This window comes from Ureibacillus yapensis (genome assembly GCF_003515775.1).
GTDB classification, from domain to species: Bacteria; Bacillota; Bacilli; order Bacillales_A; family Planococcaceae; genus Ureibacillus; species Ureibacillus yapensis.
The window spans coordinates 968,074-993,439 of sequence record NZ_QWEI01000001.1 but is presented as its reverse complement, the minus strand read 5'-3'; the positions used below and the strand labels follow the sequence as shown (position 1 = coordinate 993,439).

Below are 25,366 nucleotides of genomic sequence, written 5' to 3'. Positions count from 1 at the left end.
TTTAAAAACAATTCGATAATTAACCGGAGGCTATCCAGAGTGATAGCCTCTTTTAATACATATTTTTAATTGGGATTATGTGGGGCCATTTACAAGGGGGTATTGGTAGTAAAATAGTTTTATATAGGAAAAAAGGAGATTATGGTTATGCATTTCGAAGAATTAGTAAAGGCCCGTCACTCTGCGGTGAATTTCATTAATGATGAAAAATTGAGCGAAGAAGATTTCAAGAAAATATTTGAATTAACGAAGCTTGCACCAAGTGCTTACAACTTGCAATTTACGAATTATTTGGTCATCACGGATGAAGAGAAAAAAGAACGAGTAAAAGAATTAAGTTATCATCAGTACAAAATACATACTGCAAGTGCTGTAGTGATTGTAATGGGAAATAGAAACAGCATAGAATCCGGTGAAGTTGAAAAAATCTATAGCCCGATGAAAATGCTGAAAATGATGGACGAAGTAGACTATGAAATGACATTGAAAACCATTAAAGATTATAGCGATCGTTTAAAGGAAGAGCCCAGCCAATTGGATTTGGAATTAGTACGCAACGCAGGAATCCATGCAATGTTATTTATGCTAAGCGCCAAACATTATGGTTTTGATACGTGTCCGATGCACGTTCATAATGTACCGGAACTTAGAAAAGAGTTTAATATTCCAGAACACCTGGAACCTGTCATGATGATTACGATTGGGAAAAGTGTCGATAAAACGCGCCCACGAGGGTATCGCAAACCGGTAGGAGAGTTTGTTGCGTTTAACGGTTATAAGTAGGTTTTTTCACCCTGCGAAAACAGATATGGAGACACAGGAGGCAAGCGATTACTGAAAAAAGTAATCGCTTTTTTAATCCAGTAAAATCCTCATGCTCAAAAGAAGCATTTATTTTAATGTATTAATGTGCCGCACTTGAAATTGCTTTGTCAAAGTTATTGATAGCAATAAAATGAATTCCAAACTATTCATGATAGGGAAATCCTTAATCCATGCTTGCAACGTACTGCCGAGGAATACGGCCAAGGTACCCCAAAATAGCCAAGGAAAGCGCCATTTCTTCATTATGATAAACCCGGCCGCCAACAAAACGACTGACACAACAATCACCATGAGGGGAATGCCGGATTCTGCAATTTTGTATGTTAAAAGGCCATTTTCCATCATAGGCTGCAATTGAAGATTCCACACAGAGGCAAGCAGTTCAAAACCAATTAACGCAATCGTTAAGAGACTCATGAAGAACTTCCAAAATGTTTTCTTCGCCCAAGATAGGTTCAATTTAGCACTAATATTCCACGCAAATATCACTAAAGCCGGAGTAAAGAGGGCATGCAGCAGATAGCGAAAGAAGCTTAACGTTTCAAGCAAGCGGCCTTCACCTATATATTTTCCAAGCGCAATAATGGAATTGTCATAAATAAGGCCCACAATAACAAGCAGATACACGTTGGATATGTCCCATAAGCCGTTTCTATTAGAAAGCGAAATGCCCCATATGAGAAGTGCAAGGTATGCGGCACCAAGAATAAAGTAAACGGCAGTATTCAAAAAATCACTTCCTTTTTTCCCTACTATTCCCTCAGTCCCTGAAGTTACTCTTTTTGGGCAAAAAGAAATTAACGCTTGTTCAGTTTCTGCTATAATAAGTGAGGCTAAAAACCAATCAGGATATCCTGCAAATATAAATGATAGGTGGAACCAACATGAATTACCGAGTTTTATTGTATTATCATTACACATCGATTGAAGATCCGGTACAGTTTGCCGAAGAGCATCTGCAGGCTTGCAATGAGCTGAATTTAATGGGACGTGTGCTCGTTGCCAAAGAGGGCATCAACGGCACGGTATCCGGTACAATAGAAGATACCAATGCCTATATTGACATGATGGAGAATCATCCATTATTCCAGGGCATTGTTTTCAAAATAGATGAAGCCGATGGGCATGCATTTAAAAGAATGCGCGTTCGCCCAAGACGGGAACTTGTAAATTTAAGCCTGGAAGAGGACATTAATCCACATGAGATAACAGGCCGTTATTTATCGCCCGTTGAATTTATGGAAGAAATGCAGCAGGAAGATACGGTCGTTTTGGATGTGCGCAATACCTACGAATATGATGTGGGGCATTTCCGAGGCGCCATTCGCCCGGACGTGGAAAACTTCCGCGATACCCCGGAATGGGTTCAGGAGAATCGTGAATTGTTCGAAGGAAAACGGGTTCTGACTTACTGTACGGGCGGTATTCGCTGCGAGAAATTCTCCGGCTGGCTAAAACGCGAAGGAATTGGGGAAGATGTCGGCCAATTGCATGGCGGCATTGCAACCTACAGTAAAGACCCTGTAGCAAAGGGCCAGCTTTGGGATGGAAAAATGTATGTATTCGACGAGCGCATCACTGTGCCAATTAACAGAGTGGAGCATGTGGTGGTAGGGAAAGACCATTATGATGGCTCTCCTTGCGAGCGTTATGTGAAATGCTCAAATCCCGAATGCAATAAGCATCTGTTGGCTTCCGAAGAAAATGAAGCCAAGCATCTCGGCGGCTGCTGTCTTGAATGTACAAAGCATCCGCGCAACCGCTATGTAGAAAGGCACCAGTTACCGGAGAGCCAGGTACAAGCTGTCATTTCGGAATTAGAAAAAGTATGGGGATAAGTGAAGCTTAGGTTTTGCTTCCAGTAATAGTTGCTTGACTTTTTTCTTGCAAAATACTTACTTGTACAGATAAGCACTGTGATGNATTGATACTTCGGTGTAATATAATATTAAAGCTGCGTTGTACGTAGAATATTAAGTTTTAACCTTTAAGCTGTAAAAGGGAGTTTTAGATCGAAGAGGGAATGGCGGGCGTCACACTTTTGTGGATGACGATAAACAGGAAATCTTCTGCGAACACCCACTTTGAGGAGTGGTGGTTTAAAACTTTCTATAATATTACGGCAAGGCGGCTTTGCCTTATTTCATTCAGCAGACGACTGAATGAAATAAATGCCACCGGCGGAAGTCACAGATTTTTAAAGGTAGATTATCGAGCGAGCTCGATAAAATCTGGACGCATATGTTTTGGCTGTACCGAAAGCGAAGCGACAGGTACATATGTTTTGACTGTGACGAAAGCAAAGCGACAGTCACATATGTTTTGACTGTGACGAAAGCAAAGCGACAGTCACATATGTTTTGACTGTGACGAAAGCAAAGCGACAGTCACAAATACGCCAAGGCGAATTTGATTAATTAACATAACATTGACTTTTAAGCACTCTCACCGAAGAGTGCTTTTTTCATACCATAAAAAGCCATCGAGAATTCAATTTCACGATGGCTTCAATGCATTATTCTGTTGGTTGATTCTTGCCTTTTGACAAGAACCAGCCGGCTGCTGCGATCAGAATCAATACGCCATAGAAGAACAGTTTCCATCCTGTGGAATGGGCGAACTCATAGGAAAGGACGCCAATTTCAGGGTGTGATAAAGTCAAGACTAACAGCTTAACGCCTACCCAGCCAACAATGGCAAAGGCAGCAATTTCAAGTCCCGGTCTTTGTTGCAGCAATTTGACAAACAGGTTTGCTGCAAAACGCATAATGACTAATCCGATTAAACCACCCAAGAAGATGACGATGAATTTTCCTCCATCCAATCCACCGATTGCCGGTAGCGGTGTGTCGGGCAATGTCATTGCCAAGGCAACGGCAGCAAGAATTGAGTCAATCGCAAAAGCGATATCTGCTAGCTCCACCTTAATAACTGTTCCCCAAAAGCCTGATTTCTTCTTTTCTTTTTCTTCGGATTCCTCTTTATTCTTTTTAAAGACAACCTTCCGAACGATATGATTAATTGAAATGAATAGAAGGTAAAGTGCACCCAATGCTTGAATTTGCCATACATCCACAAGGAATGAAATGATAAATAATGAAGCAAAACGGAAAACAAAGGCTCCTGCCAATCCATAAAAGAGCGCCTTTTTTCGTTCTTTATCCGGAAGGTGTTTCACCATAATCGCCAATACGAGCGCATTATCCGCTGCAAGAAGCCCTTCCAGGGCAACTAAAAGCAGCAATACCCAACCATATTCCAATAACAATGATATATCCAATGATTATTCCTCCTCATGTTAAATTGATCTAGCATCAAACTGTTTATGTCTGGTGTAATGTGATTTGGATGAGTTAATGAACATTGATCAACTCCATTCAATATCAAATAGATTTCTCAATTTTTGCCGTTCATATAAGTCTAAAAAGACCTTTAAGAAAAGAAAAAACCTTTACCAGAAATGGTAAAGGTTAAAAAACACAAAAGACCTTTACCATTTTAGGTAAAGGTCTTGCTAACAGCGTATTGCTGCCAATAAAGCCGGGAAGGCAATCTTCCGAAATGACGACTTTGTTGTAAAAGCTACTCCCCTTTAGGAGAACGATTCAATTAAGTTAGTTCAACTATATGAAGAATTCTCTTTTTTGTCAACCTGTTTTTTGGTTAGATTTCATATCTTAAAAGCTGCTGAGTTTCTTAGCCTGTTTTTTCTTCAAGCCTCTTCTTTGCATTTCGAGCTTGACTAAATCCAGGCATTTTTTGCATTCGAAAAAATGATTTAAATCGTATATAGAAACTCTTTGCCTTTTTTTATAATATTTCTTTTGCTTCTTATATTTAACATACAATGTGGCAAGTTCTTTATTCGTTAGTTCCATCGTTATTCACCCAGCATTATTTTATTTAACCAACTGCTTAAAAAATTGAACAGAATAGCTAGAACATTCAAAATTAGAAGAAATAGCGGCTTTTAATAAAAATATTATAGCGCTAACATAGTTAAGTTTAAAGAAAGAAATTATTGGTATTTATCGTCAATTGACAAAAAATTGAACAATTGTACTTTAATAAAAAATCGTTATGTTTTTAAGGTTACCCGATTGGGCTTTTTTGAAACTTATTAACATAATTTTATGTATATGTAAAAAGGAGGCGTTGGGTATGAGTCGGTTTTCAATCAATGAATTTATTAAAAATACTGAGCAAATCGATAAAGGGGAAGGGTTTTTTGAATTAGAAACGCCGCGTATTTTAGAGGTGAATCTTGAACAAATGGTTTGGGCAAAAGCCGGTTCCATGATTGCCTATAACGGTAAAATCAAATTTGAACGAGAAGGGCTCTTGGAGCATGGCATTGGCACAATGTTCAAAAAGGCCTTTACCGGCGAGGGAACGTCACTTATGAAAGCAACCGGGCAGGGGAAATTGTATCTGGCGGACAAAGGAAAGAAAATTATCATTCTTCATTTACAAAATGAGGCCATTTATGTGAACGGAAATGATCTTCTTGCCTTTGAGCCTTCCATTCAACATGATATTAAATTGATGAGGAAAATCGCTGGAATGATGGCGGGGGGATTATTTAATGTTCGCTGTGAAGGAACAGGGCTGGTGGCCATTACGTCCCATTACGAACCGCTTACATTACGGGTTTCACCAGGCAAGCCAATCATCACAGACCCTAATGCTACAATTGCATGGTCTGGAAATTTGACGCCTGAGTTTCAGACAGACATTTCATTTAAGACTTTCCTTGGAAGGGGAAGCGGCGAATCCATTCAAATGAGATTTGAAGGAGACGGTTTTGTAATTGTTCAGCCATTTGAAGAGGTATATATGCAGGTTCAAACGACATAATGTTTTCGTGCTCTTCTTGTAAGGAATGAAAGGCAAAAAGTCTGAGCACCAACCGAAAAGAGCCGTTCAACGCCGAAATGAAAGCTAACTATATCGAATATGAGCCGAATTTGTGAAAAACGAAAGAAAAGTGTCCCTCACCCTGTGTGAAGGACACTTTCATCATTTCGAAGGTCACACTTGGCTTGCCGCTTAAATTGTCCATGCTCCAATCATTTAACATCGAATAAATTATTAAATACTTCACTCATTGTAGGGTGGGTATATACTTGGTCTCGTAAATGGGTGAAGGGGACTTTTGCATCCATCGCAAGCTTGATCATATTCACCAGTTCAGGGGATTGGGCTCCGAATAAAGAAGCGCCGAGGATTTGCTTATTTTCAGCATTGACTACCACTTTAAATAGTCCCCTCAAATCATCCGTGACGTGATTATAGGGATGCGTTTTCAAGTCGACCTTGCCTTCTAGAACACTCAATCCCTTTTCCTGTGCCTGTTTCATGGTAAGTCCAATCCGGGCAAATGGAGGGTCGATAAATAAAGAATAGGGAACTTCCCCGCGAGAAGCCGATGTGTATGAACCTTCTTCAAAGAGTTTGCTTTTCACAATGCGGAAATCATCCAACGATGTATACGTAAATTGGAAGTCGCCGCGAACATCTCCCAATGCAAAGGTATTCGGCACTGTAGTTTGTAAATGTTCATCTACCACAATGGCACCATCTTTGACTTCAATTGATGTATTTTCCAACCCCAGTTTTTTGATATTAGGCTTTCGGCCAGTTGCAATCAGTACTGCCTCTGCCTCCACTTTTTCTCCATTTGAACAATGGACAATCAAGCCTTCTTCGATTTTTTCGGCATGGGCATTATTGACAAATTGAATGCCTTGATTTTGCATTTCCTTTATTGCAGCCTCGCGAATTTCTTCATCCTCGTGAAGCAATACGGATTCGCCTGAAACAATGACCGTGACAATTGCTCCGAAACGACGATAAATGCTGGCATATTCCAAACCAATATAGCCGCCGCCAATTATGGCAAGCGATTTTGGAAGCTGCTGTTCATCCAATAATGTGGTGCTTGTATAAACGCCAGGCAAATCGACACCTTCAATTGGTGGAACAGCCGTCTGTGAGCCGGTATTGATAAATATATGGTCGGATGTTATTTCAATGGTTTTATCCTCTAATTCCACCGCCAGCACATGGTCTTTTACAAAAGAAGCGAATCCATTAAAAACCGTTACTTGATCAAGATTATTCAAGTTATTAAAGTTGTTGTCACGGAGCTTTTCAACGACATTTGTTTTCCGTTCGATGGAGTCAGTGTAGGGTTTGCCGTTCAGCGCATCATGGCGAATGGTTTTTGTCGGGATACATGCGATGTTAATGCAAGTACCTCCATACATTGCTGCATCTTTTTCTATAAGCGCCACTTTCCAATTCTTTTTTGCTAAAAACCCGGCAAGTGTTTTACCGGCTTTGCCGAATCCAATGATAATGGCATCAAACTTTTCCATAAGATCACTCCTTATCTATACACACCTAACTATTCCCGCTCCAAAGGAATTCAATCGTTTTTCATTAAAAATGCAACGAGTAGGGGAGGCTAAAATAAAAACACACATTAATGAGCGGAAAGCCTCCCATAAATGTGCGTTATATGTTCTTTGACTATAAAAGAGCAGCCTGTTTTTCAGCAAGCTCGATTTCAAAACCTAAATCTCTTAACATCGTATAATCTTGATTTTCTTCTTGCCCGGCTGTTGTTAAATAATCGCCGACGAAAATACTGTTGGCTGCATACAAACCTAGCGGCTGTAAAGAGCCAAGGTTTATTTCACGGCCACCTGCGATTCGAATCTCTTTTGTCGGGTTGATATAGCGGAATAAAGCTAACACCTTTAAGCAATAGCGAGGGTTCAACTCTTTAGTGCCTTCCAATTTTGTTCCATCGATGGCATTCAAGAAGTTAACCGGAATCGAATCTGCATCAAGCGCATGTAATGCACGGGCAATATCGATCACATCCTCTTTTGTTTCTTTCATGCCGATAATCGCGCCGGAACAAGGGGATAGGCCGTGTTTTTTCGCAATTTCCACCGTGTTTACACGATCTTCGTACGTATGGGATGTTGTAATATAATCATGGTGGCGGGATGATGTGTTCAAGTTATGGTTGTAGCGGTCCACACCGGATTCTTTTAGCTGCTCTGCTTGTTCATCTTTTAATAATCCCAAGCATGCGCATACTTTCAATCCGTATTTATCTTTGATTTCTTTGACAGCTTCACTCACGACATTCACATCTTTGCGTGTTGGGCCCCGGCCGCTGGCAACGATACAAAATGTACCGATTTTATTCTCAAAAGCTTGCTTGGCACCGGCTAGAATTTCTTCTTTCGTAATAAATGGATATTTTTCGATTGGTGCGGTAGAGATGGATGATTGCGAGCAATAGCCGCAGTTTTCCGGGCAGTAGCCACTTTTTGCATTCATGATCATATTCAGCTTTACTTTTTTGCCATAATAATGTTTTCGAATGGTAAAGGCACCTTGCATAAGCGGCAATAATTCATCATCATCCGCTTGTAAAATGGCCATTGCCTCTTCGTCGTTCAAGATTTTTCCTTCAATAACTTCCTGAGCAAGTGTAATCCAGTTCATACTATGACCCCTTTACTTTATTGGCAAGATTTTTAAGGCTTTTTGAAGACGGTAAGCAAGTATGCCAGCAAAAATGGCAAGCACAATATCCTTTGGCATTGGCGGAATCATCCATAACCAAGCCATGCTGTATGAAAATCCTTCCGGTGCTGCAAACCAATTTTTGTAAGCAAAATACATCCAGTTTGTACCAAATAGGTAGTTGATGATAGTTGCAACCAGAGCTGCAATAATATAAAATTTTCGCGTTTTGAACCGCTCTACGATTAATCCTGCGACAAAAGCACAGAGTATAAACGAAACGATAAATCCGAATGTTGGGGCTAAAATCATTGAAAATCCACCTTTAAACCCTGCAAAAACCGGCGCGCCCGCTAATCCAATCAGCATATACACCGTACAGGCAATGGCGCCTTTTTTGCTGCCTAAAATCAGCCCGGCAAGGATTGCAAAAAATGTTTGCAATGTGATCGGTACACCGCCGACTGTAAGAAATGGTGCGAAAGCTGTAATATTTGCACCAATCATCATCAAGGTCGCAAATATAGCGCTATATACCATGTCGACTGTACGCCATGATTGAGCTTTAGATACTGTTTCCATAATGGCCTCCTCTTTTTGTTAACCAAATTCTAATAGTCTGTTAACGTAAAATATAAATAAAAAACCAATTTGTGTCAACTTGTTTTTTGATAAGTTAACATACTACTTGCCAATTTAGTAGAGTGTATGCATTTAAAAATTAAAAACAGGTACTTTGCAAATGACAAAGTACCTGCTCCTATCGTTATGGTTTTAATACCACTTTAATGCAATCTTCTTGTTTGGTGTCAAAAACTTCATAACCGTGTTTTGCTTTATCCAACGGTAGAACATGAGTGATAATATCGCTTGGATCCACTTTTCCTTCCGCGATTAAGTTATAAAGGAAGGGCATATAGTGAATGACCGGGGCTTGTCCGGTTTTAAGCGTAACATTTCGCTGGAATATGTCGCCCATAGGAAATGCATTATAACGGCCGCCGTATACACCCGTCACCTGAATCGTTCCGCCTTTTCTTACTGCCTGGGTTGCCGTGACAAGGGCACCCATCGCACCGCTTTGCAGCTTTATCCCGCTTGCCAGGAACTCGAGAGGAGTCATCTTGCCGCTCATTCCCACACAGTCGATGACAACGTCCGCTCCGCCTTTTGTTATTTCTTTTAAATATTCGCCACAGTTTTGGTGGTCCTCGAAGTTAACAATTTCCACATTGTTGGTCCGCTTCGCATGTTTTAAACGATAGCCGATATAGTCCACAGCGATGACCCGTTCCGCCCCTTTTAGCCAGGCGAATTTTTGTGCGAGCAACCCAACCGGACCGCAACCCAGAATTACCACTGTATCGCCGGGCTTAACTCCCGCATTATCTACGCTCCAGTAAGCCGTAGCTGCGGCATCGGCGAGCAGCACCAGACTTTCATCTTTCACTTCACTATTGTCCGGTATTTTAAAGGGCGTGAAATTGGCATAGGGGACGCGCATATATTCGGCTTGGCCTCCCGGAAATCCGCCGGTTGTATCGGAATAGCCAAAATATGCGCCCATCTCGCCATTAAGATTGGAATTATCACACTGGCTCTCCAAGTGGTTATTGCAATACCAGCACTCCCCGCATGCAACGTTAAATGGGATAATGACGCGGTCTCCTTTTTTAAGCTTCGTCACACCTTTTCCAACCTCTTCAACAATTCCCATGGGCTCATGCCCAATAATATAATCTTCGCCGAGATTCGGAATCATCCCGTGAATCAAATGCAAATCCGATCCACAAATGGCGGTAGTCGTTAATTTAACAATAATATCATCTTCTTTTGTAATCTTCGGATCCTTTACTTCCTTTACTTCTACGTTTTTTATGCCTTGATACGTAACAGCTTTCATTTTAAAAACTCCTCTTAACTATATTGTTATTTTTGCGGTGGAGTAGGGAACATGCCTTTTCGGTTCATATTTTCAGGGAATAGATCGAGTTGGGCGATGTCAATCGCATTTTGGGCAGAGCGTATATCAAGTTCTTTTTGTTTGTCCAGATCAAACGGCTTCAACCATTCTTTTTTCATCATCAGTTCCGAAGTTTCGGAATACAAATCAATCATTGCATCCAGCTGGGTTTTAATGATTTTTCGCAAGGAAGGGGATGCCGTTTCGGTTAAGGCAATGGAGAGCGTGCGTACGCCTGTTTTCAGGGATAATAATAATTCCAAAGCAACCCCGGCATCCGTAAGTTCCGGCATTCCAACCGAGTGGTGGGGATCTAAGTAGTCCTTCATATCATTACCTCCAATTATTCGATTTCCGAGTTGGAATAAAGTTTGAGCATGGCGGTTAGGGCAGGTGTTGTCAGTTTTACGTTTTTGTCCAATAATGCCCGTAAATCCTGGTCGAATACGACACCTTGGCTTAGCTTTGATTTCAGTAAACTAGTGGTCATAAGGTTGATCACTTCATGAAATTCCATCGTTTCATGAAGGGCTAATTTTTTTTCGAACATGCGCGTCCCTCCTGGTTTTTCTTCTGAAAGGTTACCCTGTAGAACATAGATTTATTCTTTAATGGGTGATTCATCACTTTTTTAATAAAAAACTACTTATTGCTCTTGACTTCATCCTGACTTTTGCCAGATATGGATTGTAAGCGCTTTTGAGAAGCTGATAAAGCAATAATAAAGCAAACGGATTTTATATAAATACATCCAAAAATGTGTCTGAAGTGTGAACGTTGGTACTATATTACACTACAAAAAATCCTTACATTAACAAAAATTTATTTGCTATAGTTACAAACAGACCAGTTGGTTTGGTAGGAGGTTAACAATGGTTAATGAAACGAAAGCGCTGATTATTGAGGTCGCCACAACCCTTTTTCAGCAAAAGGGTTATATGGGCGTGGGATTGAACGAGATCTTAAAAACATGCAATATTTCAAAAGGCGCATTGTATCATCACTTTCCCCAGGGAAAAGAGGAATTGCTTATTGCTTGTTTGAAGTCCTTGAATGAAGCAATCACGACAGATATTGAACAGATTTTCGCCCAGTATCCAACTACCAGGGAAGCAGCCACTGCAATGATTGAAAAAATGATCGTCAACTTTGAAAAAGAAGGGACACTGACCGGATATACATTCAGCAGTATCGTAAGCGAAATGGCCTCCTTAAGTGAACCGGTCCGTCATGCATGTGCAGAGCTTTATGAAAAAATACAATATATTTATGTCAAAAAGCTCGTGGATGATGGTTTTTCAAGTGACATGGCAAATTCAATTTCATTGCTGATGACCGCTTCGATTGAAGGTGGGATGATGCTTTGTTTAACGAAGAATACAAGCGAGCCTCTTCAACGCATTAATCAAGTGTTGCCTCACACCATCTCGAAATGAAGAGGAGATTTTTATGGAAGCACAAATAAAAGTAAGAAGCCCTAAATTGATGGCCTTCGTTCTCATGGCCGGTGCATTTATCGGGTTATTCAGCGAAACTGCATTGAACATGGCACTAACAAATATTATGGATGAATTTTCGGTAACCGCGCCAATTGCTCAATGGTTGACGACAGGTTACTTATTGGTATTGGCAATTTTAGTTCCAATTTCGGCATTTTTGGTACGCTGGTTCACAACGAGACAGTTAGTGGTGGCAGGCTTGATTTTGTCATTAATCGGTGCATTGCTTGCTGCTCTATCGCCAAACTTTACAATATTGCTGCTTGGACGGATTGTACAGGCAATCGGCACCGGTATTATAATTCCCGTCATGAATATCGTTGTTTTAATGATTTTCCCGGTGAACAAACGCGGTGTTGTTATGGGTGTTATGGGGCTGGTTATTACGACTGCTCCAGCGATTGGTCCAACAATCGCCGGGTTCATTATTTCAGCGCTTAGCTGGAACTGGATTTTCTGGATTGTTGCTTTATTTTACGTTGTGTTATTGGTATTTGGTTCTTCCAAAATGGACAATACATCAGAAATCACGAAACCAGGAATTGATATTTTATCCATTCTATTATCTACTATCGGATTCGGCGGTGTGATTTATGCATTAAGCATGATGGCTGAAAATGCGCTAACATCTGCAGTGGTATGGGTACCGGCTGTCGTTGGTATTGTTGCATTAATTTTATTCTCAGTCCGTCAGATGAAAATGGAACAACCAATGATCAACTTGCGCGTATTTAAAATTCCAATGTTTACATTGGGAACGATTATAATGTTCTTGGGAATTTTAACAATTTTGGCGGCGGGAATCCTGTTGCCGATTTACCTAAAAGGTGCATTATTGGTTACTGCCGCTGTTGCAGGCTTAATTTTATTGCCAGGTAATGCAGTAAACGTTATTTTAGCTCCGATTGTAGGTGGATTGTTTGATAAATCCGGCGGCCGTGCAAAAGGTTTGGTTATGTTTGGTGCAATCTTTGTCGTCATTGGCGCATTGATCTTTGCCTTAACGTTATCTGCCACAACACCGAAATGGCTGGTTATCGTAGCGTTTATTATTTTCTTCTTCGGTATTTCTTTTGTTATGATGCCGTCACAAACAAACGCGATGAACAACTTGCCGCGCGAATTTTATGCGGATGGCGCCGCGGCGATGAACACATTGAACCAAGTTGCCGGTGCTGCCGGTACAGCAATCGCAATTACTTTATTCACGGCAGGCCAAAAAAGCTTCATGGCTGAAAACCCGACTGGAAGTGTTACGGAAATGCTGGCTGCAGGTACACAACATGCGTTTGTGTTTATCGCAGGAATAGCGGTTCTGATTTTCATTGCATCACTGCTTGTAAAAAATCCGAAAAAACAATAGTAATAATAAAAGCGCAAGCGCCCTGCTTAGCCCCGACAAGCGCTGGAAGGCCCGAATCGAAAGCATCTTTTCAGCTTTCGACCGAGGGACTGAAGCGACCTCGAGGGGCTGGGCGCTGGAGCTAGACACTGTTCTATAATTCGATTTTTTTGAAAAAGAGAATACAATAACCGTTCGAACCATCCAAGAATTTGTGATTCCCAAAAGCGTGTATGTGATTTTTATCATATGCGCTCTTTTTTTTGCTTAAGAAAGAGTTTTTGAAACAAATGGCAATAATAAGTCGTATAAAAATTTATAGTATGCTTAGTGCTGCAATATAAATTAATGTAAAGGAATTGAGCTGTATTATGCCAAAGCGATGTGATTGGGTAACGAAAGAGCCGCTGTACATGGAGTACCACGACAAGGAATGGGGAGTTCCGGTTTATGACGACCGGAAGCTTTTTGAAATGCTGTGCCTGGAAGGGGCACAGGCGGGACTTAGTTGGTGGACAATCTTGCAAAAAAGGGAAAACTATCAGGAAGCGTTTGACCATTTCGATGCCGAAAAGATTGTAGGATACACCGAAGAAAAAGTGCAATCGTTAAAAGAAAATCCAGGGATTGTTCGCAATAAGCTAAAAATACAAAGTGTGGTAACGAATGCCGGAAATTTTCTGCGTATTCAAAAGGAGTATGGTTCCTTTTCCAATTACATATGGAGCTTTGTAGATCATCAGCCTATCATCAATAAGTGGAAGTCCATGGCGGAAGTCCCTGTCACAACGGAAATAAGTGATAGGATGAGCAAAGCGTTAAAAAAAGAAGGGTTCAAATTTGTCGGAAGTACCATTTGCTATTCCTACATGCAGGCAGTTGGAATGGTGAACGACCATATATTGGACTGTTTCTGTCATCCTTCTCATACCAAATAAACAATGGAGGAGATTTGTTAGTGGTGAAAAAAACATCTGCAGGTGAACTTATTTTATCGATTCTTGTAGCTTTAAGCTTTGTTATCAATTCTTTTAATTATACGGACTTTACCTTCGAGGGAGAATTCGCTTTACCTAGGTTACTTTTTTACCTTGTGATGATTGTTTCAGTTTTTAATGCAGGATTAATCGTACAGAAATATATCCATTCGAAAAATGAGAAATCTAATGAAGAATAACTTTTTATGCTTTATTTTCGATAAAAGCCTTAAAAAAGGGTAGATTGAAAATGTTGAGGTCCAAAAATGCTAGGGAGGAAAACAAAGATGAAAGAACAGTATAAAGAATTATTTTCACCATATACATTGCCGAATGGAGTAGAGCTTAAAAATCGGCTTGTCATGGCGCCGATGACAAATTATTCATCCAACGATGATGGAACGGTGACCGATGCAGAAGCAGATTATTATGCACGGCGCTCAAAAGGCCTTGGTATGGTGGTGACTGCCTGCATTTATGTAACGCCAAACGGAAAAGGATTCCCTGGCCAATTTGCCGGTTACGATGATGAGTTTATACCAAGCATGAAGAAAATAGCAACAGCAATTAAAGAGCAGGGCGCAAAAGCGATATTGCAAATCTACCATGGCGGGACACAAAGCCCCGAAGAATTAGTACCGAATGGTGAAATTGTAAGCGCCAGTGATGTACCTGCAACAAGCAACAGCAAAAAACCTAGGCCGCTTACGGAAAGTGAAATCGAAGAAATCATCGAGGCATTTGGCGAAACAACTCGCCGCGCGATTGAAGCAGGCTATGATGGAGTAGAAATTCATGGAGCGAACGGCTATCTGATTCAGCAATTCTTCTCCGCCCATTCCAATCGCCGTGAAGACCGTTTTGGAGGAACGTTGGAAAAACGCATGGCTTTTCCTTTAGCGGTGGTCGACCAAGTGAAAAGTGCTGCTGAGAAGCATGGCGATTCTTCGTTTATTGTAGGTTATCGTTTTTCTCCTGAAGAACCGGAGGAACAAGGCATCACAATGGCTGATACCCTGGCCTTGGTAGATGTGTTGGCCGATAAGGGACTGGATTATTTGCATGTATCCTTGAATGACTTTTTCTCGACGCCAAGAAGGGGAGTAGAAGATACCTCAAGAACGCGCATTGACTATTTACTCGAAAAAATAAACGGGCGTGTTCCTTTAATCGGTGTAGGGTCAATTTACACGGCAGAAGATGCACGGAAAGCATTTGAATCGGGAGTGCCGCTGTTGGCGTTGGGTCGAGAGTTAATCATCGACCCAGACTGGGTGGAAAAGATTGAGGAAGGCAAAGAAGAGGAAATTATCACAAAAGTGGATAAAGGAAAACAACAAGAATTAGTAATCCCTGACCCGCTTTGGGATCGTATTTTACATGTACCTGGCTGGTTCCCGGGAGTTTAGTTGACAGTTGATTGACAATAGGGTTTTGATGAGGTGATCTCAGGTGCTTGCACAGCCTAAGTTAAATAGAAGCAACTTAAAAGACAAACAAAAGCCGCTGACTAACCTCCCATGGGTAATGAAGCAAACATGGAATGATATTTTGTTTGCGCATTATCCTGTGAAAAAAGAAATTTTGGAGAAATTGGTTCCGGAACAACTCCCGTTGGATACATATGATGGCGTATGCTGGGTGACGATTGTTCCTTATTTCACGAGCGCGATGCACTTAAGAGGGATGCCGCCTGTTCCGGGAATGGCCAATTTTCCGGGATTCAATATCCGCACTTACGTGACGCTGAATGGAAAGCCGGGTATTTACTTTTTCAGTTTGGCAGCCGGGAATTGGCTGGCGGCATATGGGGCAAAAATAGCTTTTCAATTGCCCTATTTCTATATGAATATGAACTATAAGAATGTGAAGGATTTTATTATTTTTGAAAGCGAGAAGAAGCGAGGAGCTCAGTTGTTATGCCATTATAAGTCGATTTCTTCACCATCCTTGGCTGAAAAAGGATCACTGGAAGATTGGCTTGTTGAGCGATATTGTCTTTATACGGTTAGCAAAGGCATTGTGCTGCGCGCGGATATTTTGCATCATCCATGGCTGCTGGAAAAAGCAGAGGCAGAATTTCATGAAAATACACTATTATCCAGCCTGAATATTGAGCCGGCGAGCGAGCAACCCCTTTTACATTACGCTAAAAAAGCGGAAGTGCGAATTTGGCCGATTGTTAAAGCCGTTGAATAAAACAAAAAAGGAACGATCCAATACTAAAGTGGAATCGTTCCTTTTTTAGAATTTTATATCTCTAGGGTTATGCTTCTTTATTGAAAAGTTTATCATCCAACGATAATGGTGAACGATCCGCGAACATAAAATAAATACCTAGAGCCAGGTATACTACTTCTAGTTCGTATCCTGCATAAGTCCCGTCTCCAAATAACCCAAGCGGCAATTTTGCGGTAAAAATAGCACCTATCATGATAATTGCGAAAATAGCCCCGATAAAACGAGTTCCAAGCCCCACAATCAACAATAGACCGCCGATTAATTCTATTAAAGCAACGACATAGGCCAATGCACCAGGGATGCCCAGCATATCAAAATAACCGACTGTATTGCTAATTCCTCCTGTAAATTTAACTAGGCCATGGTAAAAGAACATAAAGCCGAAAACAACACGCACTAGCAGTGTCATGTATTGTTGTTTTGTCATAATGATAACCTCCGAAAGTTTATTTTTGTTATAAAGTTACGAAAAGTAAGTGATTAGGGGAAAATAAAGTGATCTACTAGAAAGCAGCTCACTAAGGATTATTTAATTACTTTTCGTAACTAAGTTTATTTCAGTAACTCTGAAAATTCCACTATTTTTTCGTAATCAAAGGAAAATTAATAATATACGGCTTAATATGTGTATTAAAGTACAAATATTTGTATTTTACTTTTGTGGGATAATAATCTTTTTACGAGATTTTCAAATAATTTTCCAACCGGGATTTTGAGAGTAAAGCAAAATATTATATAATTAACTTTGGAAATAAAAGTGAAAACTTTACATAACGATAAATCTAGAGTGAAACGGGGATATGTGATGGGGGAAGCCGCAAAGAATAAGCCAGGATTGGCAAGAAGATTAAGAAAGATTATATTGATTATCATTGGAGGATTAATTGCTGCATACGGATTGGAAGCTGTTTTGATTCCGAATCAGGTTTCCGATGGAGGAGTAACCGGCTTAAGTATTGTCGGTTCCAAATTATTTGGGTTGCCTTTGGGAGTTTTAATCGGAATTCTGAACCTCCCCTTTATCTGGTTGGGATATAAACAAATTGGGAAGAGCTTTGCCATCAATTCGGTGGTCGGCATTGCATCATTGGCAGTTGGGACGGTACTCATGCACCATGTAACGACGATTATCCATGGGGATACACTGTTGGTGACAGTTGTGGGAGGTATTATCCTGGGATTTGGCATGGGTTTGGCACTGCGCAACGGTGGGGCATTGGATGGAATTGATATGCTGGCTGTCCTGCTTTCCAAAAAACTTCCTTTTGGTACGAGTGATTTAATTTTATTCTTGAACTTATTTGTCTTTATCGTAGTCTCTTTGGTCTTTGGATTAAAAGGCGCGATTTTATCGGGAATCGCTTACTTTATTGCGTCTAAAGTAATTCATATTGTAGAAGAAGGGTTAAGCGGTTCAAAAACGTTCAAAATTATTACGGTTGAACCTGAGGTTATGGTGGAAACCATTCGTGACCGACTTGGCCGAAGTGCAACTTATCGAGATGCATACGGGGGCTATTCACACGAATTGTTTAAAGAGATTACTTGCGTCATTAACCGTTTGGAAGAAAGCAAGATGAAGGATATTATTGCCGAGATTGATCCAAATGCTTTTGTTACGGTATATGATGTTGCGGAAGTAAAAGGCGGGAGCTTCAAAAAGAGGGATATTCACTAATCAAGCAAGCTGTCTCAATATGGGACAGCTTGTTTTTCTTTGCACACGGAGAAGTGGAGGAGAGTGGGTTAAATGGTAATCACGATTTTCCCCTGAGCATGGCCTTGCTCAAAATATTTAAATGCTTCGCGAATATTGCTTAATTTAAAAGTACGGTCAATGATAGGCTTTACTTTGTTTGCTTCAATAAGCTCTTTTATAAAAATCAAGTCTTCTTGATTGGCTCTTTGCAGAATGTTGCTCAGCTTTTTGCCTTTCCTTGAATAAAAGGGACCCATGAAAATGGCTTGGTACATTTGCGCTTCGGAACCGCCAATCATTACGTAGGATCCACTCTGTTTTAATAATCGGTGGTAAGTTGAGATGGGCTGGTATCCATTCACGGCAAGGATAAGATCAAAGCGGTCTTCTAAGTTATTTATATCCTCCTTGGAATAGTCGATGACAACATCAGCACCCAGTGATTGTGCGATTTCAATATTTCTTGTACTGCAGACAGCCGTCACGTGCGTGCGGTAGGCTTTTGCGATTTGAAGTGCGAAGGTGCCCACTCCTCCTGAAGCGCCATGAAGCAGCACTTTTTGATCGGGTTGAATATTGCCTTTATGTAATGCTTGTAAAGCAGTGACAGCTGCCATGGGAACTGCTGCCGCTTCTTCAAATGTAAGGTTTGCGGGCTTGTGTGCGAGTGCTTTTTCCGTAACGGAAACATATTCTGCAAAACCGCCCCAGCCATAACTGGAAAGGTCGCCGAATACTTCATCACCCGGTTGAAACAAGGCCACATTTTTACCGACCGCCTCTACCGTTCCTGAAATATCGCCCCCGGGAACCGCATATTTTGGCTTAAACAGCCCAAATGCCAACCGAGCCAAATAGGGCTTTCCTGACAGCAAAACCAGGTTGCCATAATTCAAGGATGCAGCATGTACTTTCACTAACACTTCATAATCCTTTGGCATCGGCTTCTCAACTTCCTCTAACTGAAGCACATCGGGTGAACCATACTTTTTGGATACAACAACTTCCATTTTTCCCCTCCAACTATTACTATTTATAGTAGAAGATATTCAAAAAATAAGACATTCAACACAGCTTGCTAAATTATTTTGGGAGTGGAGTGGCTTGCAATTAGTTTTTTATGATAGAAGTTATCATGATTTGATCGAACAATATCAAATTACTGAACAACAGTTAAAGTTTACCGGCGCACCAATCGAAAGCAATAGGCTGACGGAATTGGACTCGGATCGATATGCAATTTTAGCCATACAGGAAGGGAATTTGGTGACCTATTTTAACTTGCATAAGAATGAGGGCGTCAAACCTTTCGCCGATAATCCTAGCGCCATTTTATTAAGGGCATTCTCAACAGATAACCGCTACCGGGGAAAAGGCTATGCAAAGGAAGTGTTAAAACTGTTGCCGTCATTTATCAAAGAGCATTTTAAGGAAATTGATGAAATCGTATTGGCCGTGAATAAAGAAAATGATGTGGCCCAGAAACTTTATGTGAAATGTGGCTTTATTGACCATGGAGAGCGCAGAATGGGGAAAAAAGGTGAATTGATCATTATGAGCTGCAGTTTATAGTATGAAAGCTCGCTTTCGGCATGAGGGATTAAAAAGCCTGATTTTGGTAAGGAAGTAATTTTGGTTATTCCCTATAACAAGATAATGCACCAAAAGCATATCAACCTGCTTTTGATGCATTTTGCAACCGTTATTTATTTTTTTTGCTTTTTTGTTGCTTGTTGTTATTATTTTTGATTACTTGGATATCCAGCTCTTGCGCGATTTCTTGATTGTTGTTCAGATTGTTGTTTTGTTGTTTTTGTTTTTTGTTGTTATTATTTTTAGCCATTGTGCATTCCTCCGTTATCTTATCTTTTATTTGATTTCTGGTTTTTATCGTGGTTTGTTGCGTTATTTTTATTTTTCACTTTTGAGTCAAACTCTTCTGCGATTTCAGCAGTGTTGTCCTCGGGATTGTCCCGATGGCTCGTTGTGTTGGTGTGCAGGTGCTTGTATGTTTCGAAAGGGTTATGGTTTCTAACGTTCAATGTTTCTTTGCTGTTTTTATTCCCCATGAGTTCACCTCCTAGATACTAATTTGCTCAGCATCAGGAGATTTATTCTCAAGAAGATTTTCATGTATAGAACATTTCTTGTCTGTTAAAAGTAAAGTGAGGCCGTAATTACTGTTCCACTAAGCTCGACAAGGGCACTTCTTGTTCTTTTTGGGGATCATCCAATGGATAAATTCTTGCTGTTGCTTGATTCGCGTCTACATGCTGGATATACACTCTTTCACCGTTATACATAACTTTGGCAATCACTGGTGATTCTGAAATTTCTTGAGCTCTTTGCGCATTCATCATGGCATCCTCCTAAAGTGATATTTTGCACTACTCTTTCATTATGAACAGGAAAGGCAAAAATACTCTTGAAAAAAGGTGATAAATGTTGCAAAAAAAGCCAGCTCAATGATGCTTTTCGTTGACTGGAAGCAACGCTATTTCCTCCATTCCTGCTCCAGCACGCCATAGATATAGGAATCCCGCCAACCATTATGAAGCAGGAAATCATCGCGAATTGTACCTTCCCTCGCCATGCCGGCCTTTTCCAGAACCCTTACCGAACCGATATTGCGCGGGTCACATGTGGCAGAAATTCGATGAAGATTTAATTGGGAAAAACCAAAGTCGATTAACAGCTTCGCCATCTCGGTTGCATATCCCAATCCCCAATAATCCGGATGGACGATATAACCGATTTCGCCTTTCCGATCAATAAAATCACGAATGGCAATTTCCCCGGAACCAATCAGTTTTTCTTCTGCAATCATTGCGAAAACATAGCGTGACCTGGGATATTCTTTAGCATCCGCTAGAACTTGTTGAACGAATTCCCATGAGTCCTCCTCGGAATTCGGTCCCCAAGGCTGGTATTCGCAAACTGCGGAGAGGGAAGCATATTTATGAACATCCACCCAATCGGCTTCCTTCATTTCTCTCAACAGTATCTTCCTGCCAGTTAAATTTGACAACATATCATCTCCTCCTAACCATGGTTGATTTCTATTACACTCTCGCACTCTATTGCAATCTTTGATAGTTGGTTTATAGTATGCTTGTACCCTTGTGAATGATGATTTATTTAGTTATTTTTACTTAGAAAAGACTATTAAAGAGCATTTTGTCTATAATCTTTTCATTATTAAGAAAAAAATGGAAAATAATTTCCTGAACTGTTACATTTTTCTGACATTTAAAATAGAAAATATAATTCTTTAAAACTACTTTCACGTTTCCACTATATTCTTTGGTAAAATAATGATATGTAAAGGTTATGTAAATATGGGAGGAAGCTTCAAATGCTCAGTATTTACTAAAGGAGAAAGCGTATGAATCGTTTTGAAAAACAACAACAAGTAGAAATGCAGGAGCGGATAGATGCTCTTCTTAAAATAGATTATGCGTTGGATAAGTCGGCCATCGTGGCAATTACGAATCCGCAGGGCGAAATATTATTCGTAAATGACTTATTCTGTGAGACCGCTCAATATAGCCGAGAAGAACTGATTGGCCAAAATCACCGCATTCTAAATTCAGGCTATCATTCAAAAGAATTTTTTAAAAATATGTATAAAACAATTGGCTCAGGAGAAATTTGGCGCGGCGAAATCCGGAATAAGAAAAAGAATGGCTCTTTCTACTGGGTACAGGCCACAATTGTGCCATTTTTAAATGAAAAGGGAAAACCGGAGCAATATATTTCAATCAGATCGGATATTACGAAAGAGAAATTACTCGAGGAAGAAGTAATCCAAAGCAATGAAAAATATCGGTTAATTGCCGAAAATTCGGTGAACCTGATTGCGTTGATTGAACCGGATGGACGATTTAATTATGTTTCACCGTCTTTTAAGAACATATTGAACTACGATTTGGCTACGTTGGAAACAAGTAATTTGTTTGACTTGGTCCATTTTGATGAACGAGGTGCTTTTGCCAAAAAGTTAAAAGCGTTCTTAAAAAAGAAGAAATGCAATTTCGAAAGGGAATTCCGTTTAAAATGCTCGAATGGCGAGTATATCATTGTAGAAGCATCCATCAGTCATCTGGATAATGACAAGGACTCCAGTGATCAAGTGCTCATCGTCATGAAAGATATTACAGGCCGAAAAGAAACGGAAAAGAGAATTTTCCATCTTGCTTACCATGATGCGTTAACGAATTTTCCGAATCGCCGTTCTTTTATGAGCCAACTTCGAAATGACCTGATGGAGCGAAAAAAATCAAAAGAAAAGATGTCCATCTTGATGATTGATTTGGATAACTTTAAGTCGATCAATGAACAAATTGGGCATGATAATGGGGATCTCGTCATTCAACAAGCTGCATCCAATATTAAAGAATCCATCCGCCCGACAGACATGGTTGCCCGAATGGGCGGCGATGAGTTTATCATCTTGTTGAAAGATGTTGAGCAAGAAGAAACGGTTATGATCGTCCAAAGGATTTTATCAAAGTTCAACTCACCGATTACGGTCAATGGAAACGATTTTATTGTTTCGTGCAGTATTGGAGTGGCGCACTATCCAGTCCACGGCCAATCGCCGGAGGAATTAATAAGAAATGCGGATTCTGCTTTATCGATCGTCAAAAGCGGGACCAAAAACAACTACCAAGTGTTTGATCAAACAATTGAAAACCAGTCATTGGAACGCAGATTATTGGAAAGTGCTTTAAGAAGCGCGTTAAAAGAAGAGCAGTTCTTTTTGGAGTTTCAACCCAAAATCAATATCGAAACCAATAAAATCATTGGAGCCGAAAGTTTGGTAAGATGGCATCACCATGATTTGGGAACGATTCCACCGGGAAAATTCATCTCCTTGGCCGAAGAAACAGGTTTGATCGTGCCGATGGGGGAATGGATCTTACGAGAAAGCTGCCGCCAAGTAAAAGCATGGCAAAATGAAGGGTTTCCGGATTTCGTCGTGTCAGTGAATGTCTCGGTTCGACAGCTGGAAGACCCTGATTTTATAGAAAAAGTAAAACGGATTTTAGAAGAAACAAGCCTAAGTCCAATGTCTCTTGAATTGGAAGTAACGGAAAGTATTTTTGCAGATGTAAGGAATACGGTTTCCATCTTGGAAGAAATCCAAAAACTTGGAATACAAGTTTCGGTAGATGATTTTGGGACAGGATATAGTTCCTTGAGCTATATTAAAAATCTTCCTATTAATACATTAAAAATCGACCAGTCTTTTGTAAGAGATCTTCACACAAATGAAGAAAGCAATGCGATTATTATGGCCATCGTGAATATCGCCAACAGTGTCGGCCTGAATGTAATTGCAGAAGGGGTCGAAATGGAAGAGCAGGCAAACTTGCTAGTCAAAAATGGCTGCAAACTCGCGCAAGGTTATTTCTACAGCAAACCGCTAAAGAAAGACGATTTCGAAAAGATTCTACAAGTTCAATAATTGGGAAAAGGCGTTTTGGGTTTATTCTAAAACGTCTTTTTTACAGAGATGTTTCTTCTTTCATTTTATGGAGATAGTAATAGTGCAATGAGAAAAAGCTTGGAGGTATTCGCTTGAAAAGTGCCAGTCCCTATATCTTTATTGAAAACTGTATTGAGATTGTGGAATACTATCGAAATATTTTAAACGGTGAGCTAAAAAATATGCAGCAAACAGAGGATGGGAAGTGTTTGCATGCAGAGCTGGTTGTTGGAAACAGCAGCATCTACTTTTCGGACACATTTGGCAAAACGGAGCAAGGCGACCAGATCCGTGTAAGTTTGGAGTGTGAAAGTGAAGAGGAGATCACGCGTGTCTATAACGATTTAAGCGTATCCGGAAACGTGATGGTAGAGCTTCAGGAAACAACTTGGGGAGCCTTGCATGCCAATTTAGTTGACCAGTTTGGCATAGGGTGGATTTTAAATTACCAGAAATAAAACTAAAGATTCAGGAGCCGGTTTCTAATGGGAAATCGGCTCTCTTCTGTTGAAAGAGAAGCTTTAGGTATATTGGTGAAAGGAGAAATATTTATAGAAGCAGCTTTTTTCTATATAATGGGAATACATAATTTTTTCTTGTGCCGAAAGTAAAGCTCAGGTTTATACGCCAAGGTGCAGAGATTTACAGGTCATTCGACAGAATCGAGGGTTACATATTGCACAAAATTAAATCAATTATTCCCGTTATAGTGATTAGCATAATAGGAGCCGTCTTGTTTGAGATGCTTCATCTTCCTGTGCCATGGATGCTTGGACCATTATTTGCTTTGTTAATCGGCCAATTTTTTATCAAGCATGAACTTGTAATGCCCGTCCAATTGCGGAATGCAGGGCTTGTGGTAATAGGGGTTTCAATCGGGCAAACTTTTCAATTGGATGTTTTTGCAGGGTTGGGTTGGCTCATTTTCGTGATGTTGCTTATTAATATCAGCATCGTCATGGTTAGTGTTCTGATGGCATGGGGTCTCTATAAAATGAGCGATCTATCGTTAAAGACGGCATTAACTTGTACGGTTCCGGGCGGGTTAAGCCAAATTGTCGTGTTTGCGGAAGAGGAAAAAGATATTGACCTGGCAGCTGTTGCCTATTTTCATGTGGTGCGGGTCATTTGCATTGTTATGTTGATTCCGTTTATTTTATCTGCTCATGAAAACCCGATCAGAATGGAAGATAGTTTGAATGCAGCTGATTTGCTTCCGCTTCTTTTGCTGTTCTTGGTGGCTGGAGCAAGTGTGTGGATTGGCAAGAAAATAAAGGTGCCTGTTCCATACTTTTTAACACCCGTTCTTTTAATAATCTTTTCAACTTTCGCTGGTATCGATACTCCTCATATCCCATCCATATTATTGCATGTTTCACAATTGCTGTTGGGGGCATATATCGGATTGTTGCTGAAGCCTAAAATGATTCGATTGGGGAAAAAGGTGGTTCTATTCGGTATTGGAAGCGCCTTGTTCTTGCTATTGGCTACTTTTGGCCAAGCTTATTTTTTGGTCTACTTTTTCGATTACTCAATGAGTACAAGTTTTTTAAGCACAGCGGCAGGCGGGCTGGATCAAATGAGTCTGCTTGCCACTGCTATTGGGGCGGATGTGTCGGTTGTGACCGTGTTTCAAATCTTCCGCTTGCTTTTTGTTTTTTTGATAATATTGCCTTTGTTAAAAATGGCGTGTGCCTATATTGACCGCAAGCAAAGCAACTAAATGAATCTATCAAAATTTTGCTGGATGTCATTGATTTTTCATAATAGTGGATTGTTGA

Annotated in this window: 29 protein-coding genes and 1 other RNA gene; 15 read left to right on the top strand and 15 right to left on the bottom strand. The window is 40.4% G+C overall.

The genetic code is table 11. From position 1 onward, the window contains the following. The first annotated feature begins 147 nt into the window (after positions 1-147). Positions 148-783, top strand: coding sequence for a nitroreductase family protein (locus D1B33_RS04700; protein WP_118875170.1), 636 nt, complete (start codon positions 148-150; stop codon positions 781-783). A 108-nt stretch (positions 784-891) separates the two neighbouring features. Here D1B33_RS04700 and D1B33_RS04695 read toward each other — a convergent pair whose 3' ends face one another. Continuing rightward, positions 892-1,554: a hypothetical protein gene (locus D1B33_RS04695; RefSeq protein WP_118875169.1), complete on the bottom strand. Its 663-nt coding sequence runs from the start codon at positions 1,552-1,554 to the stop codon at positions 892-894. A 155-nt stretch (positions 1,555-1,709) separates the two neighbouring features. On the opposite strand from D1B33_RS04695, the gene trhO reads away from it, so the two are divergent. Then, a complete protein-coding gene (gene trhO / locus D1B33_RS04690) occupies positions 1,710-2,663 on the top strand; it encodes an oxygen-dependent tRNA uridine(34) hydroxylase TrhO (RefSeq protein WP_118875168.1) in 954 nt (317 codons plus the stop codon). Positions 2,664-2,773: 110 nt separating this feature from the next. Then, positions 2,774-2,963, top strand: a non-coding RNA gene (gene ssrS / locus D1B33_RS04685) — 6S RNA. A gap of 377 nt (positions 2,964-3,340) precedes the next feature. Here ssrS and D1B33_RS04680 read toward each other — a convergent pair. Beyond that, positions 3,341-4,105 carry a TerC family protein gene (locus D1B33_RS04680; RefSeq protein ID WP_118875167.1) on the bottom strand — a complete coding sequence of 255 codons (765 nt, stop codon included), beginning with the start codon at positions 4,103-4,105 and terminating at the stop codon, positions 3,341-3,343. Between the two features lie 397 nt (positions 4,106-4,502). Next, the gene (locus D1B33_RS04675; RefSeq protein ID WP_118875166.1) at positions 4,503-4,703 is read right to left on the bottom strand and encodes a hypothetical protein; all 201 of its coding nucleotides are present in this window, start codon (positions 4,701-4,703) and stop codon (positions 4,503-4,505) included. A 283-nt stretch (positions 4,704-4,986) separates the two neighbouring features. On the opposite strand from D1B33_RS04675, the gene D1B33_RS04670 reads away from it, so the two are divergent. Then, positions 4,987-5,682, top strand: coding sequence for an AIM24 family protein (locus tag D1B33_RS04670; protein WP_118875165.1), 696 nt, complete (start codon positions 4,987-4,989; stop codon positions 5,680-5,682). A 212-nt stretch (positions 5,683-5,894) separates the two neighbouring features. Here the strand turns inward: D1B33_RS04670 and D1B33_RS04665 are convergent, their stop codons facing one another. From D1B33_RS04665 to D1B33_RS04640, 6 genes are all read right to left on the bottom strand, one after another. Further along, on the bottom strand, positions 5,895-7,205 hold the full coding sequence (locus tag D1B33_RS04665) for an FAD-dependent oxidoreductase (protein ID WP_199677344.1): 1,311 nt from the start codon (positions 7,203-7,205) through the stop codon (positions 5,895-5,897). A 154-nt stretch (positions 7,206-7,359) separates the two neighbouring features. Continuing rightward, complete coding sequence (gene bioB, locus D1B33_RS04660; protein ID WP_118875162.1) at positions 7,360-8,352, bottom strand: biotin synthase BioB; 993 nt, start codon at positions 8,350-8,352, stop codon at positions 7,360-7,362. Positions 8,353-8,364: 12 nt separating this feature from the next. Next, complete coding sequence (locus D1B33_RS04655; protein ID WP_118875160.1) at positions 8,365-8,955, bottom strand: biotin transporter BioY; 591 nt, start codon at positions 8,953-8,955, stop codon at positions 8,365-8,367. A gap of 184 nt (positions 8,956-9,139) precedes the next feature. Continuing rightward, the gene (locus D1B33_RS04650; protein ID WP_118875159.1) at positions 9,140-10,276 is read right to left on the bottom strand and encodes a zinc-dependent alcohol dehydrogenase; all 1,137 of its coding nucleotides are present in this window, start codon (positions 10,274-10,276) and stop codon (positions 9,140-9,142) included. Positions 10,277-10,302: 26 nt separating this feature from the next. After that, positions 10,303-10,665, bottom strand: a complete 363-nt coding sequence (locus tag D1B33_RS04645; protein ID WP_118875158.1) for a spore coat protein — start codon at positions 10,663-10,665, stop codon at positions 10,303-10,305. Between the two features lie 14 nt (positions 10,666-10,679). Further along, positions 10,680-10,886, bottom strand: coding sequence for a spore coat protein (locus tag D1B33_RS04640; protein WP_118875157.1), 207 nt, complete (start codon positions 10,884-10,886; stop codon positions 10,680-10,682). Between the two features lie 322 nt (positions 10,887-11,208). Here D1B33_RS04640 and D1B33_RS04635 point away from each other — a divergent pair, with 322 nt between their 5' ends. From D1B33_RS04635 to D1B33_RS04610, 6 genes are all read left to right on the top strand, one after another. After that, positions 11,209-11,772, top strand: coding sequence for a TetR/AcrR family transcriptional regulator (locus D1B33_RS04635; RefSeq protein ID WP_118875155.1), 564 nt, complete (start codon positions 11,209-11,211; stop codon positions 11,770-11,772). A gap of 13 nt (positions 11,773-11,785) precedes the next feature. Continuing rightward, the gene (locus D1B33_RS04630; RefSeq protein ID WP_118875153.1) at positions 11,786-13,198 is read left to right on the top strand and encodes a DHA2 family efflux MFS transporter permease subunit; all 1,413 of its coding nucleotides are present in this window, start codon (positions 11,786-11,788) and stop codon (positions 13,196-13,198) included. A 350-nt stretch (positions 13,199-13,548) separates the two neighbouring features. After that, complete coding sequence (locus D1B33_RS04625; RefSeq protein WP_118875152.1) at positions 13,549-14,115, top strand: DNA-3-methyladenine glycosylase I; 567 nt, start codon at positions 13,549-13,551, stop codon at positions 14,113-14,115. 20 nt (positions 14,116-14,135) lie between these two features. Then, positions 14,136-14,354 carry a hypothetical protein gene (locus D1B33_RS04620; RefSeq protein ID WP_118875151.1) on the top strand — a complete coding sequence of 73 codons (219 nt, stop codon included), beginning with the start codon at positions 14,136-14,138 and terminating at the stop codon, positions 14,352-14,354. 87 nt (positions 14,355-14,441) lie between these two features. Continuing rightward, positions 14,442-15,563 carry an NADH-dependent flavin oxidoreductase gene (locus D1B33_RS04615; RefSeq protein ID WP_118875149.1) on the top strand — a complete coding sequence of 374 codons (1,122 nt, stop codon included), beginning with the start codon at positions 14,442-14,444 and terminating at the stop codon, positions 15,561-15,563. Positions 15,564-15,606: 43 nt separating this feature from the next. Then, a complete protein-coding gene (locus D1B33_RS04610; protein ID WP_233549379.1) occupies positions 15,607-16,353 on the top strand; it encodes a YqjF family protein in 747 nt (248 codons plus the stop codon). A 67-nt stretch (positions 16,354-16,420) separates the two neighbouring features. Here D1B33_RS04610 and D1B33_RS04605 read toward each other — a convergent pair whose 3' ends face one another. Then, positions 16,421-16,822 carry a DoxX family protein gene (locus D1B33_RS04605; RefSeq protein ID WP_118875148.1) on the bottom strand — a complete coding sequence of 134 codons (402 nt, stop codon included), beginning with the start codon at positions 16,820-16,822 and terminating at the stop codon, positions 16,421-16,423. A 378-nt stretch (positions 16,823-17,200) separates the two neighbouring features. Between D1B33_RS04605 and D1B33_RS04600 the strand changes: the two genes are divergently transcribed. Next, positions 17,201-18,073 carry a YitT family protein gene (locus tag D1B33_RS04600; protein ID WP_118875147.1) on the top strand — a complete coding sequence of 291 codons (873 nt, stop codon included), beginning with the start codon at positions 17,201-17,203 and terminating at the stop codon, positions 18,071-18,073. A gap of 68 nt (positions 18,074-18,141) precedes the next feature. On the opposite strand, the gene D1B33_RS04595 is transcribed toward D1B33_RS04600, so the two are convergent. Continuing rightward, positions 18,142-19,104 (bottom strand): NAD(P)-dependent alcohol dehydrogenase, encoded by a 963-nt coding sequence (locus D1B33_RS04595; RefSeq protein ID WP_118875146.1) that lies wholly within the window; start codon positions 19,102-19,104, stop codon positions 18,142-18,144. 94 nt (positions 19,105-19,198) lie between these two features. Here D1B33_RS04595 and D1B33_RS04590 point away from each other — a divergent pair, with 94 nt between their 5' ends. Continuing rightward, positions 19,199-19,666 (top strand): GNAT family N-acetyltransferase, encoded by a 468-nt coding sequence (locus D1B33_RS04590; protein ID WP_118875225.1) that lies wholly within the window; start codon positions 19,199-19,201, stop codon positions 19,664-19,666. Between the two features lie 130 nt (positions 19,667-19,796). Here the strand turns inward: D1B33_RS04590 and D1B33_RS18550 are convergent, their stop codons facing one another. From D1B33_RS18550 to D1B33_RS04575, 4 genes are all read right to left on the bottom strand, one after another. After that, positions 19,797-19,937 (bottom strand): hypothetical protein, encoded by a 141-nt coding sequence (locus tag D1B33_RS18550; protein WP_199677343.1) that lies wholly within the window; start codon positions 19,935-19,937, stop codon positions 19,797-19,799. Positions 19,938-19,956: 19 nt separating this feature from the next. Then, the gene (locus D1B33_RS04585) at positions 19,957-20,163 is read right to left on the bottom strand and encodes a hypothetical protein (protein WP_118875144.1); all 207 of its coding nucleotides are present in this window, start codon (positions 20,161-20,163) and stop codon (positions 19,957-19,959) included. A gap of 108 nt (positions 20,164-20,271) precedes the next feature. Then, positions 20,272-20,454 (bottom strand): small acid-soluble spore protein H, encoded by a 183-nt coding sequence (locus D1B33_RS04580; protein WP_407656696.1) that lies wholly within the window; start codon positions 20,452-20,454, stop codon positions 20,272-20,274. 134 nt (positions 20,455-20,588) lie between these two features. Beyond that, positions 20,589-21,125: a GNAT family N-acetyltransferase gene (locus D1B33_RS04575; RefSeq protein WP_118875141.1), complete on the bottom strand. Its 537-nt coding sequence runs from the start codon at positions 21,123-21,125 to the stop codon at positions 20,589-20,591. 354 nt (positions 21,126-21,479) lie between these two features. Here D1B33_RS04575 and D1B33_RS04570 point away from each other — a divergent pair, with 354 nt between their 5' ends. From D1B33_RS04570 to D1B33_RS04560, 3 genes are all read left to right on the top strand, one after another. Beyond that, positions 21,480-23,564 (top strand): bifunctional diguanylate cyclase/phosphodiesterase, encoded by a 2,085-nt coding sequence (locus D1B33_RS04570; RefSeq protein WP_118875140.1) that lies wholly within the window; start codon positions 21,480-21,482, stop codon positions 23,562-23,564. Between the two features lie 113 nt (positions 23,565-23,677). Beyond that, positions 23,678-24,043: a VOC family protein gene (locus D1B33_RS04565; protein ID WP_118875139.1), complete on the top strand. Its 366-nt coding sequence runs from the start codon at positions 23,678-23,680 to the stop codon at positions 24,041-24,043. 218 nt (positions 24,044-24,261) lie between these two features. Then, a complete protein-coding gene (locus D1B33_RS04560; protein ID WP_147370376.1) occupies positions 24,262-25,308 on the top strand; it encodes an AbrB family transcriptional regulator in 1,047 nt (348 codons plus the stop codon). The last annotated feature ends 58 nt before the right edge of the window (positions 25,309-25,366 follow it).

What these genes read in the sequence shown, in the direction of transcription:
- D1B33_RS04615 (WP_118875149.1), top strand. Translation starts at nt 14,442, where the DNA reads ATGAAAGAACAGTATAAAGAATTATTTTCACCATATACATTGCCGAAT.
- bioB (WP_118875162.1), bottom strand. Translation starts at nt 8,352, where the DNA reads ATGAACTGGATTACACTTGCTCAGGAAGTTATTGAAGGAAAAATCTTG.
- D1B33_RS04575 (WP_118875141.1), bottom strand. Translation starts at nt 21,125, where the DNA reads ATGTTGTCAAATTTAACTGGCAGGAAGATACTGTTGAGAGAAATGAAG.
- D1B33_RS04595 (WP_118875146.1), bottom strand. Translation starts at nt 19,104, where the DNA reads ATGGAAGTTGTTGTATCCAAAAAGTATGGTTCACCCGATGTGCTTCAG.
- D1B33_RS04645 (WP_118875158.1), bottom strand. Translation starts at nt 10,665, where the DNA reads ATGAAGGACTACTTAGATCCCCACCACTCGGTTGGAATGCCGGAACTT.
- D1B33_RS04600 (WP_118875147.1), top strand. Translation starts at nt 17,201, where the DNA reads ATGGGGGAAGCCGCAAAGAATAAGCCAGGATTGGCAAGAAGATTAAGA.
- D1B33_RS04635 (WP_118875155.1), top strand. Translation starts at nt 11,209, where the DNA reads ATGGTTAATGAAACGAAAGCGCTGATTATTGAGGTCGCCACAACCCTT.
- D1B33_RS04625 (WP_118875152.1), top strand. Translation starts at nt 13,549, where the DNA reads ATGCCAAAGCGATGTGATTGGGTAACGAAAGAGCCGCTGTACATGGAG.
- D1B33_RS04605 (WP_118875148.1), bottom strand. Translation starts at nt 16,822, where the DNA reads ATGACAAAACAACAATACATGACACTGCTAGTGCGTGTTGTTTTCGGC.
- D1B33_RS04700 (WP_118875170.1), top strand. Translation starts at nt 148, where the DNA reads ATGCATTTCGAAGAATTAGTAAAGGCCCGTCACTCTGCGGTGAATTTC.
- D1B33_RS04570 (WP_118875140.1), top strand. Translation starts at nt 21,480, where the DNA reads ATGAATCGTTTTGAAAAACAACAACAAGTAGAAATGCAGGAGCGGATA.
- D1B33_RS04580 (WP_407656696.1), bottom strand. Translation starts at nt 20,454, where the DNA reads ATGATGAATGCGCAAAGAGCTCAAGAAATTTCAGAATCACCAGTGATT.
- D1B33_RS04585 (WP_118875144.1), bottom strand. Translation starts at nt 20,163, where the DNA reads ATGGGGAATAAAAACAGCAAAGAAACATTGAACGTTAGAAACCATAAC.
- D1B33_RS04675 (WP_118875166.1), bottom strand. Translation starts at nt 4,703, where the DNA reads ATGGAACTAACGAATAAAGAACTTGCCACATTGTATGTTAAATATAAG.
- D1B33_RS04630 (WP_118875153.1), top strand. Translation starts at nt 11,786, where the DNA reads ATGGAAGCACAAATAAAAGTAAGAAGCCCTAAATTGATGGCCTTCGTT.
- D1B33_RS04665 (WP_199677344.1), bottom strand. Translation starts at nt 7,205, where the DNA reads ATGGAAAAGTTTGATGCCATTATCATTGGATTCGGCAAAGCCGGTAAA.
- D1B33_RS04640 (WP_118875157.1), bottom strand. Translation starts at nt 10,886, where the DNA reads ATGTTCGAAAAAAAATTAGCCCTTCATGAAACGATGGAATTTCATGAA.
- D1B33_RS04670 (WP_118875165.1), top strand. Translation starts at nt 4,987, where the DNA reads ATGAGTCGGTTTTCAATCAATGAATTTATTAAAAATACTGAGCAAATC.
- D1B33_RS04655 (WP_118875160.1), bottom strand. Translation starts at nt 8,955, where the DNA reads ATGGAAACAGTATCTAAAGCTCAATCATGGCGTACAGTCGACATGGTA.
- D1B33_RS04650 (WP_118875159.1), bottom strand. Translation starts at nt 10,276, where the DNA reads ATGAAAGCTGTTACGTATCAAGGCATAAAAAACGTAGAAGTAAAGGAA.
- trhO (WP_118875168.1), top strand. Translation starts at nt 1,710, where the DNA reads ATGAATTACCGAGTTTTATTGTATTATCATTACACATCGATTGAAGAT.
- D1B33_RS18550 (WP_199677343.1), bottom strand. Translation starts at nt 19,937, where the DNA reads ATGGCTAAAAATAATAACAACAAAAAACAAAAACAACAAAACAACAAT.